The sequence below is a fragment of the Streptomyces rhizoryzae genome (assembly GCF_023155275.1).
In the GTDB taxonomy this organism is placed as follows: domain Bacteria; phylum Actinomycetota; class Actinomycetes; order Streptomycetales; family Streptomycetaceae; genus Streptomyces; species Streptomyces rhizoryzae.
The window spans coordinates 16,701-29,312 of sequence record NZ_JALMUV010000044.1; the positions used below are offsets into that span (position 1 = coordinate 16,701).

The following is a 12,612-nucleotide window of genomic DNA, read 5'->3' on the forward strand; positions in this document are numbered from 1 at the left end:
TGCGGGCCGGATTCCACGGGACGTCATGAGCCCGTGAGAGCGGCTGGCATCAGAGGATCCGATACCTAGCGAGAGAGAGTTCCGCGTGTACGCGATCGTGCGCACCGGCGGGCGCCAGCAGAAGGTTGCTGTTGGCGACGTCATCGAGGTTGACCGCATTTCCACCAGCAAGGTCGGCGACACCGTCGAGCTCTCCACGCTGCTGGTCGTCGACGGCGACGCGGTCACCAGCGACCCCTGGGTCCTGGCGGGCGTGAAGGTCCAGGCCGAGGTCGTCGACCACCACAAGGGCGACAAGATCCGGATCCAGAAGTACAAGAACAAGACCGGTTACAAGAAGCGGATCGGCCACCGCCAGCTCCACACGGCGCTGAAGATCACCGGCATCGACGCTCCGGCGAAGTAAGGGACTGAGGAGACATGGCACACAAGAAGGGCGCATCGTCCACTCGGAACGGTCGCGACTCCAACGCGCAGCGGCTCGGTGTGAAGCGCTTCGGCGGTCAGACCGTGCTCGCCGGTGAGATCCTGGTCCGCCAGCGTGGCACCCACTTCCACCCGGGCAAGGGCGTCGGCCGCGGTGGCGACGACACCCTGTTCGCCCTGCAGCCCGGCGCGGTGCAGTTCGGCACCTTCCGTGGCCGCAAGGTCGTGAACATCGTCCCGGCCGCCCAGTAACCAGGGCCCGGACGTACGTCGCAGCACGCCAGGGGCGGACCGCCTCTTTCCGCGCGAGCGGGAAGACCGGTCCGCCCTTGGCGCGTTATGACCACGACATTCCGCCCGCACCCGGCATCCCCGCCGTGAGCGGACCATTCCGCTCAGTACGCAGACAACCCCGCTGATCTGGAGGCATCCCACCATGACCACCTTCGTGGACCGCGTCGAGCTGCACATCGCCGCGGGTAACGGAGGCCACGGCTGCGCCTCCGTCCACCGGGAGAAGTTCAAGCCGCTCGGCGGCCCCGACGGGGGCAACGGCGGCCGCGGCGGTGACGTGATCCTCGTCGTCGACCAGGACGTCACCACGCTCCTCGACTACCACCACCACCCGCACCGCAAGGCCACCAACGGCCAGCCGGGCGCGGGCGACAACCGCGAGGGCAAGAACGGCAAGGACCTGATCCTGCCGGTGCCCGACGGCACCGTCGTGATGGACGGCAACGGCGAGGTGCTCGCCGACATGGTCGGCCAGGGCACCCGCTTCATCGCGGGCCAGGGCGGCCGCGGCGGTCTGGGCAACGCCGCGCTGGCGTCGGCCCGCCGCAAGGCCCCCGGCTTCGCGCTGCTCGGCGAGCCCGGCGAGGCCCGGGACATCGTGCTGGAGCTGAAGACCGTCGCGGACGTCGCGCTGGTCGGCTACCCGAGCGCCGGCAAGTCCTCGCTGATCTCGGTGCTCTCGGCCGCCAAGCCGAAGATCGCCGACTACCCGTTCACCACCCTGGTGCCCAACCTCGGCGTGGTGACCGCCGGCGCGACCGTCTACACCATCGCCGACGTGCCCGGTCTGATCCCCGGCGCCAGCCAGGGCAAGGGCCTGGGCCTGGAGTTCCTGCGGCACGTCGAGCGCTGCGAGGTGCTGGTCCACGTCCTGGACACCGCCACCCTGGAGTCGCACCGCGACCCGGTCTCCGACCTCGACGTCATCGAGGAGGAGCTGGCCCAGTACGGCGGGCTGGACGACCGGCCGCGGGTGGTCGTCCTGAACAAGGTCGACATCCCGGACGGCAAGGACCTCGCCGACATGATCCGCCCCGACCTGGAGGCGCGCGGCTACCGCGTCTTCGAGGTCTCCGCGGTCGCCCGCCAGGGCCTGAAGGAGCTGTCGTACGCGCTGGCCGACATCGTCGCCACGGCACGGGCGGCCAAGCCCGTCCAGGAGGCCACCCGGATCGTGATCCGCCCCAAGGCGGTGGACGACGCGGGCTTCACGGTCACCAAGGAGGCCGACGGCCTCTTCCGCGTCCGCGGCGAGAAGCCCGAACGCTGGGTGCGCCAGACCGATTTCAACAACGACGAGGCGGTGGGCTATCTCGCCGACCGGCTCAACCGCCTCGGTGTCGAGGACGCGCTGCTCAAGGCCGGTGCCCGCGCGATGGACGGGGTGGCGATCGGCTCGGAGGACGACGCGGTGGTCTTCGACTGGGAGCCGTCGATGTCGGCCGGTGCGGAGATGCTGGGCCGGCGCGGTGAGGACCACCGCTTCGAGGCCCCGCGCCCGGCGGCGCAGCGGCGCCGCGACCGCGAGGCGGAGCGCGACGAGGCACAGAGCGAGTTCGACGGCTTCTCGCCGTTCTAGCCCGCCCCCGCACACGCCCGAGGCCCGGGAGGAGCATTCCTCCCGGGCCTCGGGCGTGTGCCGTACGGGGCCGTGGACGGCCCGCTGCGGGCTAGACGGCGGCGGGGGCGTCCGGGGTGCCGCCGGCGGCCGGCGGGGCCGTCCCGGCGGCGCTGACGTCCTGCTGCGAGCGCTGCACGGGGATGCCGGACAGCCGGCTCTCCATCCGGCGGCGCCGCTCGTCGGCCTTGCCGCACAGCTCCACCGCGGCCTGGTTGAAGCGGACCGCCGACGGCGGGTCCGACGGGCCGAGCAGGTGCTCCTTGAGTTCGGCGCGGGCGGCGGCCAGCTTGTCGCGGGCCGGGTCGCGGACGGCGTCGAGGAGCGCGGGCACCCCGGCCGCGTCCGGTCCGAGGACGGTGGCCGCCCGCACCGTGGGGAACTGCGCCCGGAAGTCGTCCTCGGCCAGCCCGGTGGTGTTGGCGACCGCGTACGGCTTCTCGCTGCTGAGGTAGTCGGAGACGACGCTGGAGACGTCGCTGATCAGCAGGTCGGCCTCGTTGAAGCAGGCGAAGATGCCGGGGCGGGCGGTGGTGATGACCTGGTGCTCCCACGCGGGGAAGGAGTCCCAGTACGCCTGCTCCCAGGCGGCGACGGCGGCCTCGACGGCGGCCGCGCGGCCCGCCTCGGGGACGCCCTGGAGCCGCATCCGCTCCAGTTCGTCGGCGCTCTTGCGGAAGCCGGAGGTGGTCAGCCGGTCCAGTTCGGCGGTGCGGCGGGCGAGTGCGGCGGTGGCCTCCGGGCCGGGCAGCGGGCCGCCGCGCCGCGCGTTGGCCTCGGCGATCATCGCCTGGATGCGGGCGTTGGCGGCGCCGGCCCGCGGGTCCACCGAGCCGGTCATCGGGTGCGGCTTGTAGAGCAGCCGGACGTTGGGGTCGGCGAGCAGGGCGCGGACGATGTTCTCGCCGGCCAGGATCACCGAGGTGTTGCCCGGGTTGCCGTCCCAGCCCTCCCAGGTGGGGGCGTAGAGCACGGTGGTGTACGGGCCGAGGGGGGCGCCCTCGTAGGGGCGGATCGGGGCCAGCTGGGGGCGGCCGACCTCGACGACGTCCTTGTCCTCGACGCCGATGTCGGCGAGCTGGTAGCGGTCCCGGGCCGCCGGGCCGGCCACCCACACCTCGTCGTACGCCTTGGCGTACGGGTTGCAGGAGGAGAGCTTGTCGCTCTCGCCGTGGTTGATGAAGGCGTGCTTGATGGAGGGGATCCGCAGGATCTGCGAGGTCTTGCCGGAGTTCGCCGGGTGCAGCAGCACCTTGAGGGTGGAGTGCTCCAGGCGCATCAGGTGGGAGACCTTGGGGATGCACACGATCGGGATGTCGGTGGCCTCGATCTTCTGCACCATGAACCGCTCGCGCAGCACGATGATCGGCCGGCCGTCCAGTCCGGCCAGGGTGCCGAGCCACATGTTGGCCTGGTAGGCCGAGGCGGAGCCGCCGGAGAAGTACATGCCGACCGTCGGTCGGTAGGTGGCCAGCCAGGCGTCCAGCCACTCCAGGGCGCGCTGTTCGCCGACGACCTGCTTGCCGGGCAGCAGCCAGGTGCTCAGGTAGAGGGTGCCGGCGGCGGAGAGCACCAGGGCGACGCCGATGCCGATGCCGCCCCAGAAGGCGTTGCCGGTCAGGGCGGTGATCATCATGCCGGCGGTGGTGGGCACCGAGAAGCGCAGCAGCCGCCGCCCGGTCTGGCGGTACAGCAGCCGCGGCGGGGCGTCGGTCAGGCCCAGCGCGCCGGCGTCGATGTTGCGGGTGACGAACGGCAGGCTGCGGGACCGGCGCACCAGGACGGCGACGGCCTGGCACACGAAATGGGTGCCGTAGAAGGCGAGCAGGGTGATCGTGAGGGGGGCCTGCTCCTCCAGGGGGTTGATGCCGTCGATGTGCAGGAGGCCGACCAGTATCAGCATGTCCCGCAGGAGTTGACGCACCGTCACGTCGAAGCGGATCCGGCCGAGCAGGGCGAGCAGGCCGGGCTGCTGGTGCTGGAGGACCAGGTCGAGTCCCAGGTTGACCACTGACGCTGCGATGAACAGCGGGATGACGGGCAGCAGCGCGCCGAGCAGCTGGGCGGTGAACGCGACCATCATCGCGAGCAGCGCCGCGAGCTGCACGGCTCGTCTGGGGGCGATTCCGGCGGAAGGCACGGGGGAGGGCTCCTGGCAGCAGAAAGGGCATGGGGGGAGGCCGGGGACGGCGGCCGCTGGTCCCGCGCTGCGACGCCGCCGGAGCGGCGAAACGGGACCGATGGACACCCGACCGTATGACCTTGTTGGCCCTGGTGACAATCTGCTGTGGCTCTCTTCGCCGCGAAACGGACCAATCGAACGCAACCTTCGGGTGTCGTTCACCGTCTTAGTTCTTTTCGGCAGGAATCCCTCGATGGGGGGTCATGGGAGCCGGACCGCGGGCGCCGGGTGCCGGCCCCGGGTGTCCGCCGCGGCGTCCGCCAGGCGATATGGCCGGGCGCCCCGGGGGGCCGCTGCCGTAGATTGCGGCTGTACGGGACGCACCGGCGGACCCGCCGGGCGGCGGGACCGCGCGGACACGAGTAACAGGGGTTGTGCAGGTGGCAGGGGCAAGGCAAGGCGGAGCGGCGGACCACGGGGCCTTCGCCGGGGACGGCGGCGCGCACCGGGAGGGCGTGGCGAGCGCCCGCCGGATCGTGGTGAAGGTCGGCTCGTCCTCGCTGACCACCGCCGCCGGCGGGCTGGACGCGGACCGCGTCGACGCCCTGGTGGACGTCCTGGCCAAGCACCAGGACAAGGAGATCGTGCTGGTCTCCTCCGGCTCCATCGCCGCAGGTCTGGCCCCGCTGGGCCTGGACCGCCGCCCCCGGGACCTGGCCCGCCAGCAGGCCGCCGCCAGCGTCGGCCAGGGCCTGCTGGTCGCCCGCTACACCGCCTCGTTCGCCCGCTACGGCCGCCGGGTCGGCCAGGTGCTGCTCACCGCCGACGACACCAGCCGCCGGGGCCACTACCGCAACGCCTGCCGCACCCTGGACCAGCTGCTGGCCATGGGGGTGGTGCCGGTGGTCAACGAGAACGACACGGTCGCCACCGACGAGATCCGCTTCGGCGACAACGACCGGCTGGCCGCCCTGGTCGCCCACCTGGTCCGCGCCGACCTGCTGATCCTGCTCTCCGACGTGGACGGCCTCTACGACGGCGACCCGGCCACCCCCGGCACGTCCCGGATAGCGGTGGTCGCCGGCCCCCGGGACCTGGAGGGCGTCTCCATCGGGAGTGCGGGGAAGGCCGGGGTGGGCACCGGCGGCATGGTCACCAAGGTCGAGGCGGCCCGGATCGCCGCCGCGGCCGGTATCCCGGTCGTGCTGACCTCCGCCGTGCACGCCGCCGATGCGCTGGCCGGCGCCCCCACCGGCACCCACTTCCTGCGCACCGGCCGCCGCTCCGCCGACCGGCTGCTGTGGCTGGCCCACGCCTCCGCGCCGCGCGGTGCCCTGGTCCTGGACGACGGCGCCGTACGGGCCGTCGTGGAGCGGAACTCCTCGCTGCTGCCGGCCGGCATCTCCGCCGTCGAGGGCGAGTTCTCCGCCGGGGACCCGGTCGAGCTGCGGGACGAGGACGGCCGCGCGGTCGCCCGCGGGCTCGTCAACTTCGACGCCCGGGAAATCCCCCGATTGATTGGTCGTTCCACCCGGGATCTGGCCCGTGAGCTCGGACCGGCGTATGAGCGGGAGGTCGTGCACCGGGACGACCTGGTGCTGCTCGACCACTGACCCGCCCGGCGCGGGACCGCGCCGCGGCCCGTCCGGGACCGGCCTTCCTCAGCCTTTCACCGGGCACCTTCGGCAAAACGGCCCCGCGGGCGGCCGCGGACTGGTCAACTTTGTTGCGGGGGCGCCGTGGGGGAGCGGCGCCCGCAGCGCGCGAGCGCTTCACGCCGAAGGACGACCGCACCAGTCGGCTCCGCACCCCGCGGGGGCGGAGCGATTCGCATCACAGGAGGCCGCCGGTGACACGAGGGCGCCCAGGGGCTCCGGCCCGAGGGACGGCGGAGCGCACACTGACCAGCGTCGGGTCCACCGGGAGAGCCGCCCGGCCGGAGGAGGCCCGGCGGGCGGAGCGGGACCGGACGGCCCCGCGGGCCGGGGAGGACGAGCGCCGCGAGACGTCCCGGCTGTGGCACGTCACGCTCAGCGTCTCGGGCGCCGAGGCCCCGCTGAAGGAGGTCCGGCGGGCGCTGGAACAGCTCGCCCACGACCACCCCTTCCTGCTGACCAGCCGCTACGCCAACGACCACGCCGAGATCCGCTACTGGGAAGAGGCCCGGGACCTGCACGACGCGGCGGCGGTCGCGCTCCGGCTGTGGGGCGAGCACCGCTCGACGGCCAAGCTCCCGCCCTGGGAGATCGTCGGGCTGGAGGTCATCGATCGGGAGACCTACCACCAGCGCGTCGCCGAGGGCTACGGGCCGCCGCCGGCCTCACCGGTCGGGGTGCACCCCTACTAGCTAGCCGGCGCGCGTCCCCGCGGGGCGGACCGCGGCCGCACGTCCGCACGGGCCGCGGTCGGAAGCCGTACGCGCCGCGGCCGTACGGCGGGCGCCGCACCGGCGGGGCCGGGCGCCGGGCGGGCGGTGCCGCGACGGTACCCCGCAGGCGCCGGGCGGCCGCCGCGCCGTCCACAGGGCCCGCCGCCGGTGCGACCGGCGTCCCGCTCTGTGGAATCCGGCGCGAGGGCCGCCCGGCGCGGCGTTAGGCTGCGGCCATGACCAGCAGCGCATCCCAGTCCTCGCCCGTCCTCGACACCGCCCGCCGCGCCCGGGAAGCGGCCGCCGTCCTGGCCCCGCTGCCGCGCACGGCCCGCGACGGGGCGCTGCTCGCCATCGCCGACGCCCTGGTGGCCCAGACCGCCACCCTGATCGCGGCCAACGCCCAGGACATCGAGAAGGCCCGGGCCGCCGGCACCTCCGAGGCGATCGTGGACCGGCTCACCCTCACCCCCGAGCGGATCGCCGCCATCGCCGACGACGTCCGCAAGGTCGTCGCCCTGCCCGACCCGGTCGGCGAGGTGGTCCGCGGCTCGACCCTGCCCAACGGCCTCGACCTGCGCCAGGTCCGCGTCCCGCTCGGCGTGGTCGGCATCATCTACGAGGCCCGCCCCAACGTCACCGTCGACGCCGCCGCACTCTGCCTGAAGTCCGGCAACGCCGTCCTGCTGCGCGGCTCCTCCTCCGCCTACGCCTCCAACAGCGCCCTGGTGGACGTGGTGCGCTCCGCCGTGGAGAGCGCCGGGCTGCCGGCCGACGCGGTGCAGCTGGTGCCCGGCGAGAGCCGGGACTCGGTGCGCGCGCTGATGCGCGCCCGCGGCCTGGTCGACGTGCTCATCCCGCGCGGCGGCGCCGCCCTGATCCGCACCGTCGTCGAGGAGTCCACCGTCCCGGTCATCGAGACCGGCACCGGCAACTGCCACGTCTACGTCGACGAGGCCGCCGATATCGACATGGCGATCGACATCCTGGTCAACTCCAAGGCCCAGCGCCCCAGCGTCTGCAACGCCGCCGAGACGGTCCTGGTGCACGCCGGGATCGCCGAGAAGTTCCTGCCGCGCGCCCTGGAGGCGCTGACCCAGGCCGGTGTCGTGGTGCACGGCGACGCCGTCTGGCAGCAGGCCGGCCCCGGCCTGGTCGCCCCGGCCACCGACGAGGACTGGGCCACCGAGTACCTCTCGTACGACATCGCGGCCGCCGTGGTGCCCGACCTGGACGCCGCGGTGGCCCACATCCGCCGCTGGTCCTCCGGCCACACCGAGGCCATCGTCACCGGCTCGCAGGCCGCCGCCCGCCGCTTCACCCGGTTGGTGGACTCCACCACGGTCGCGGTCAATGCCTCGACGCGGTTCACCGACGGCGGCCAGTTCGGCTTCGGCGCCGAGATCGGCATCTCCACCCAGAAGCTGCACGCCCGCGGCCCCATGGGCCTGCCGGAGCTGACGTCCACCAAGTACATCGTCACCGGCGACGGCCACACCCGCTGACCGGGACCGGCGGACGGCCCCGTTCCGCCGGTGCTCCGGCCGCTTCCGGCCGGCTCCCTCCCTGCCCAAGACGTCCGGTCGGGGCTACCCTGGACGGGTGCCGGACGACGTGGGGGGCACGCCGTTCCCGGACGGCGAACAGCCCGACGAGCACCACCACGGGAGCCACGGAGAGGCGGACGGGGAGTTCGCTTCCGTGGTCTTCGACGAGGACTTCGTACGGGCCGCGACGATCCATGAGCCCTCGGCGGTCGAGCGGATGCTGGCGGCCGCCGAGGCGCGCGCCGAGGCCGAGGCCGCCGCCCGCCCCGGAGCCGGCTTCGGCCCCGACGACGACTACGGCCACGAGCCCGGCGGCCGCCCCGGAGACCTTGGCGCCTACGCCACCGAGGACCCCTACGGCCCCTACGGCGGCGCCCTGCGCCCCTACCGCGGCACCGCCCGCTGGCACCGCCCCATGGCCTGGGTGCTGGCCGTCGTGATGGGCGTCGGCCTGGTGGCCCTGGCCTTCAGCGCCGTCTACCGGGGCGCCGCCGGCCGCGGCCAGAATCCCGCCCCGCCGACCAGCTCCTCCGGCGTCGACGCCCCGTCCTCCGGCGCGCCCCCCGAGGGCGGCCCGGGCACCCTCCGCACCCCCCGCCCCGGCCTGCCGCCGTCCGCGTCCGCGGAGCCGCCGCGCCCCTCGTTCTCGGCCGGCCCGGCCCCGCACTGACGCGAAGTTGTGCTGCTTCCCGGCGTTTACCGCGGCCCCGTCAGACCTACCCTTGTTGTATGACCGGGCCTGGTGACCCTCCCGAAGGGACGCCCGACGGCGCCCCGGGAGGCGGTGACGACGAATACCGATCCGTGGTCTTCGACGAGCGGTTCGTGCGCGCTGCGCGGCTTCAGGAATTCTCCGCCGACGAGCGGCTGGGCGAGCACCACGCCCCGGCCGTCAAAACCCGCCACGCCTGGCTGCGGCCGGGCGGCTCCCGGCAGGCGGTCCTGCTGGTCCTGCTGATCGTGCTGGCCTTCGGCACCGCCGTCTACATGGGCATCCGGCACCCCTACAAGGCCCCCGAAGCGGCCCGGGCGCAGCCGCTGCGCTCCTCGGTGGTGCCGCTCGCGCCGCCCGGCACCGTCCCGGGCGCCACCCCCGACGACCTCTTCGCGCACAGCCCGGCGGCCGGCTACCGGACCGGTGCGGCCGGTATCAACCTTCCCCCCGGCCTCCAGCGGACCGCGCACTTCTCCGACGGCCAGATCGTCGACGCGCTGACCATCGCCAAGGACTACCTCGTCCGCTCGTCGGTGGACCCGGCGACCCTCACCGGCGGCGCCGTACGGCCCGTCAGGCTGCTGCTGGACACCGGCCAACTCGACCAGTTCGACCGGAGCATGGCGCACCCGGACGACAACGGCCAAGACGCCGCGACCGGTTGGCTCGTCCGCTTCGACCCGCACCAGCTCCGCCTCGCCGACCGCGACGTCCGCGTCAACGGCACCATGAGCGCGACGGAGTTGAGCGCCGACACCCTCGACGTCGCCGCCGACTACACCTTCGTCTACGCCGTCCGGCCGGCCCCCGGCGCACCGCCGGACGCCGCGGGCCGGGACACCGGCACCCCGACGCCGGGCGCCGCCTCGCTCGTCACCGTCCGGCGCGAACTGCACTTCCGGATCGGCCGGGACGACCTCGCCGACCACCGGCTGTCGGTCGTGCAGAGCAGCCTCCAGGCCGGGCCGCTGGCCTGCTCCTCGCAGCCGGCCGGCACGCTGCACCCGCTGCTCGCCGGCCAGCACGCCGGCTCCGGCCGGCCCGCCGGCACCGACCCCTACGCCCGGGGCCGGGCCAACGCCTCGCTCTGCGGCGAGCTGGCGGCTACTTCCCTGCCGACTCCGGACCATCCTCTCCACTAGCGCGGCCCGTGCCGTTGGCACCGCGGGTGCCGAAGACGGTGTCGCGCAGCTTGCCGCCCAGGTCCCCGGCGCCGCCCGCCAGATCGCGCACCAGGCCCATCAGCGGGTCCTTGCTGGTGCGCACCGACTCGGCGTAGTGCGCCGCGGAATCCCGGAACGAGTCGGAGACCGAGGCGTCCTTGTCCTCCTCGCGGCGCGTGTAGTGGCCGTCCATGATGCGCTGGTAGTCGCGGCTCGCGGACCACTTCTTCAGCTCGGCGGCGCGGACGGTGGTGAACGGGTGGCTGCGCGGGAGGAGGTTGAGGATCTTCAGTACGGAGTCCCGCAGATCGCCGCCGGCCTCGTACTCCTCGGCCTGCTTGAGGAAGGCGTCCACGTTCATCTCGTGGAGGTGGTTGCCGCCGGCCAGCTTCATCAGGCCCCGCATCGACGCCTGGAGGTCCTGCCCGACCAGCAGGCCCGCGCGGTCGGCGGACAGCTCCGACTTGCGGAACCACTCGCGCAGCGCCGTCACGATCGCCAGCACCGCGACATTGCCCAGCGGGATCCAGGCGACCTTGGTCGCGAGGTTGGTCAGGAACAGCAGGATGGTGCGGTACACCGCGTGGCCGGACAGGGCGTGGCCGACCTCGTGGCCGATGACGGCCCGCATCTCCTCCTCGTCCAGCAGCTCGACCAGGCCGGTCGAGACCACGATGATCGGCTCGTCCAGGCCGATGCACATGGCGTTGGGCTGCGGGTCCTGGTTGACGTACATCGGCGGGACCTTCTCCAGGTCCAGGATGTAGCAGGCGTCGCGCAGCATGGCGTTCAGGTGCGCGAACTGCTGGTCGCTGACGCGCACCGAGTCCGACAGGAAGAGCAGCCGCAGGCTGCGCTCCGGCAGCAGGCCGCTGAGCGTCTTGAAGACCGTGTCGAACCCGCTCAGCTTGCGCAGCGCCACCAGCGCCGAGCGATCCGCCGGGTGCTCGTAGGACCGCGACGAGATACCGGGGAACCGCTTGCGGTTCCGGCTCGGTACGGTCGCGCCGCCGTCTGGGCTCTCCGTCATTGGGGCCTCCCCCTGTTCGACTGCGTGGATTCAGCCTAGAGGACGCCACTGACAGCCGAATGGATGCCCGGGCGTACGCTGGCAAACGCACCATGCCCACCCGGGCCGTACACAAAGGGAGCCATCACCATGCCGCACCCGAGCCTCCTGCTCGCCGCCGCCGAGGCGACCTCCCGGGACAGCGGACCCGGCTGGATCCTGCGCACCGTGATCATCGTCGGCGTGGTGGGCGCCGTGCTGCTCGCGTGGTTCCTGCTGCGCGGCTACGGCAACCAGGACTGACCTCCGCCGCCCGCCCCCGTGGCCGGGACGCTCCACGCGCCGGAAGCGGCCCGTCCGGAAGGCCGCCGGGCCCGCCGCGGCCCCGTCGGCGGCCCCGCCGCCGGACCCGGCCGGACGCCTTCGGGCGGAGTCGGCGTGAGCCCCCGGTGACGTGACGCTTACGATGTGGCGGAAGCCTCTGTCCGACACCCGCCCGGATTGGTCCTCCCACGATGAGCCTGAACTCCGCCGCACAGTCCCTGGTCTCCCTGGCCGAAGCCGGGCACGGAGGCGGCCAGCACGAGAGCCTGAGCCCCTACCTGACCGGTGGCAGCGCCCTTTTCATCCTGCTTCTCCTGCTCTGGATCACCACGCGCTTCAACCGCGACCGCTGAGCCCGACGACCCGGCCCCCGGCACCGCGTCCCGCCAAGTAGGGTCTGCACGCATGGGAGAGCACACAGGGCCCGTGAAGCGGCGGCTCGGCGTGATGGGCGGCACCTTCGACCCGATCCATCACGGCCACTTGGTCGCCGCCAGCGAGGTGGCCAGCCAGTTCCACCTCGACGAGGTCATCTTTGTGCCCACGGGGCACCCGTGGCAGAAGAGCCACAAGAAGGTGTCCCCGGCCGAGGACCGGTATCTGATGACGGTCATCGCGACCGCCTCGAACCCGCAGTTCTCGGTCAGCCGCATCGACATCGACCGCGGCGGCAAGACGTACACCATAGACACGCTGCGTGACCTGCGGACCGAGCACCGCGACGCGGACCTGTTCTTCATCACCGGCGCCGACGCCCTCAGCCAGATCCTGACCTGGCACGACGCGGCGGAGCTGGTCTCGCTGGCCCACTTCATCGGGGTGACCCGGCCCGGGCACGTCCTCGCGGACCCCGGGCTGCCCGAGGGCGCGGTGTCCCTGGTCGAGGTGCCCGCGCTGGCCATCTCCTCGACGGACTGCCGGGCGCGCGTCGCCCAGGGGGATCCGGTCTGGTACCTCGTACCGGACGGTGTGGTGCGCTACATCGACAAAAAGCAGCTGTACCGCGACGACCGCTGACGGGGCAGA

The 12,612-nt window shown here is 73.3% G+C and carries 13 protein-coding genes; 11 read left to right on the forward strand and 2 right to left on the reverse strand.

The window, feature by feature from the left end; all coding sequences use genetic code 11:
- Window positions 1–85 precede the first annotated feature (85 nt).
- The 3 genes from rplU (at window position 86) to obgE (ending at window position 2,299) form a co-directional block, all read left to right on the forward strand.
- Window positions 86–406 carry a 50S ribosomal protein L21 gene (gene rplU, locus MUU72_RS28025; RefSeq protein ID WP_018538042.1) on the forward strand — a complete coding sequence of 107 codons (321 nt, stop codon included), beginning with the start codon at window positions 86–88 and terminating at the stop codon, window positions 404–406.
- 14 nt (window positions 407–420) lie between these two features.
- Entirely contained in the window at window positions 421–678 is a 258-nt protein-coding gene (gene rpmA / locus MUU72_RS28030) for a 50S ribosomal protein L27 (RefSeq protein ID WP_066974913.1), read from the forward strand.
- A gap of 184 nt (window positions 679–862) precedes the next feature.
- Window positions 863–2,299 (forward strand): GTPase ObgE, encoded by a 1,437-nt coding sequence (obgE, locus tag MUU72_RS28035; RefSeq protein WP_248016206.1) that lies wholly within the window; start codon window positions 863–865, stop codon window positions 2,297–2,299.
- Window positions 2,300–2,390: 91 nt separating this feature from the next.
- Here obgE and MUU72_RS28040 read toward each other — a convergent pair whose 3' ends face one another.
- Window positions 2,391–4,478, reverse strand: a complete 2,088-nt coding sequence (locus tag MUU72_RS28040) for a HupE/UreJ family protein (RefSeq protein WP_248016207.1) — start codon at window positions 4,476–4,478, stop codon at window positions 2,391–2,393.
- Between the two features lie 497 nt (window positions 4,479–4,975).
- Here MUU72_RS28040 and proB point away from each other — a divergent pair, with 497 nt between their 5' ends.
- The 5 genes from proB (at window position 4,976) to MUU72_RS28065 (ending at window position 10,232) form a co-directional block, all read left to right on the forward strand.
- A complete protein-coding gene (gene proB, locus MUU72_RS28045) occupies window positions 4,976–6,073 on the forward strand; it encodes a glutamate 5-kinase (RefSeq protein WP_248016242.1) in 1,098 nt (365 codons plus the stop codon).
- A gap of 236 nt (window positions 6,074–6,309) precedes the next feature.
- Window positions 6,310–6,807, forward strand: coding sequence for a DUF8830 family protein (locus MUU72_RS28050; RefSeq protein ID WP_248016208.1), 498 nt, complete (start codon window positions 6,310–6,312; stop codon window positions 6,805–6,807).
- Window positions 6,808–7,064: 257 nt separating this feature from the next.
- Entirely contained in the window at window positions 7,065–8,333 is a 1,269-nt protein-coding gene (locus MUU72_RS28055) for a glutamate-5-semialdehyde dehydrogenase (protein ID WP_248016209.1), read from the forward strand.
- A 97-nt stretch (window positions 8,334–8,430) separates the two neighbouring features.
- The gene (locus MUU72_RS28060; RefSeq protein WP_248016210.1) at window positions 8,431–9,045 is read left to right on the forward strand and encodes an SCO2584 family spore wall biosynthesis protein; all 615 of its coding nucleotides are present in this window, start codon (window positions 8,431–8,433) and stop codon (window positions 9,043–9,045) included.
- Between the two features lie 59 nt (window positions 9,046–9,104).
- Window positions 9,105–10,232, forward strand: a complete 1,128-nt coding sequence (locus tag MUU72_RS28065) for an SCO2583 family membrane protein (RefSeq protein ID WP_248016211.1) — start codon at window positions 9,105–9,107, stop codon at window positions 10,230–10,232.
- Here MUU72_RS28065 and MUU72_RS28070 read toward each other — a convergent pair.
- Window positions 10,195–11,283 (reverse strand): M48 family metallopeptidase, encoded by a 1,089-nt coding sequence (locus tag MUU72_RS28070; protein WP_248016212.1) that lies wholly within the window; start codon window positions 11,281–11,283, stop codon window positions 10,195–10,197. The genes MUU72_RS28065 and MUU72_RS28070 overlap by 38 nt on opposite strands.
- A gap of 129 nt (window positions 11,284–11,412) precedes the next feature.
- On the opposite strand from MUU72_RS28070, the gene MUU72_RS28075 reads away from it, so the two are divergent.
- From MUU72_RS28075 to nadD, 3 genes are all read left to right on the forward strand, one after another.
- A complete protein-coding gene (locus tag MUU72_RS28075) occupies window positions 11,413–11,565 on the forward strand; it encodes a hypothetical protein (protein ID WP_248016213.1) in 153 nt (50 codons plus the stop codon).
- Between the two features lie 212 nt (window positions 11,566–11,777).
- Window positions 11,778–11,939 (forward strand): hypothetical protein, encoded by a 162-nt coding sequence (locus MUU72_RS28080; RefSeq protein WP_248016214.1) that lies wholly within the window; start codon window positions 11,778–11,780, stop codon window positions 11,937–11,939.
- A gap of 52 nt (window positions 11,940–11,991) precedes the next feature.
- Window positions 11,992–12,603, forward strand: coding sequence for a nicotinate-nucleotide adenylyltransferase (gene nadD, locus MUU72_RS28085; protein WP_248016215.1), 612 nt, complete (start codon window positions 11,992–11,994; stop codon window positions 12,601–12,603).
- The last annotated feature ends 9 nt before the right edge of the window (window positions 12,604–12,612 follow it).

What these genes read in the sequence shown, in the direction of transcription:
- nadD (WP_248016215.1), top strand. Translation starts at nt 11,992, where the DNA reads ATGGGAGAGCACACAGGGCCCGTGAAGCGGCGGCTCGGCGTGATGGGC.
- MUU72_RS28055 (WP_248016209.1), top strand. Translation starts at nt 7,065, where the DNA reads ATGACCAGCAGCGCATCCCAGTCCTCGCCCGTCCTCGACACCGCCCGC.
- MUU72_RS28070 (WP_248016212.1), bottom strand. Translation starts at nt 11,283, where the DNA reads ATGACGGAGAGCCCAGACGGCGGCGCGACCGTACCGAGCCGGAACCGC.
- obgE (WP_248016206.1), top strand. Translation starts at nt 863, where the DNA reads ATGACCACCTTCGTGGACCGCGTCGAGCTGCACATCGCCGCGGGTAAC.
- MUU72_RS28065 (WP_248016211.1), top strand. Translation starts at nt 9,105, where the DNA reads ATGACCGGGCCTGGTGACCCTCCCGAAGGGACGCCCGACGGCGCCCCG.
- MUU72_RS28075 (WP_248016213.1), top strand. Translation starts at nt 11,413, where the DNA reads ATGCCGCACCCGAGCCTCCTGCTCGCCGCCGCCGAGGCGACCTCCCGG.
- rpmA (WP_066974913.1), top strand. Translation starts at nt 421, where the DNA reads ATGGCACACAAGAAGGGCGCATCGTCCACTCGGAACGGTCGCGACTCC.
- MUU72_RS28080 (WP_248016214.1), top strand. Translation starts at nt 11,778, where the DNA reads ATGAGCCTGAACTCCGCCGCACAGTCCCTGGTCTCCCTGGCCGAAGCC.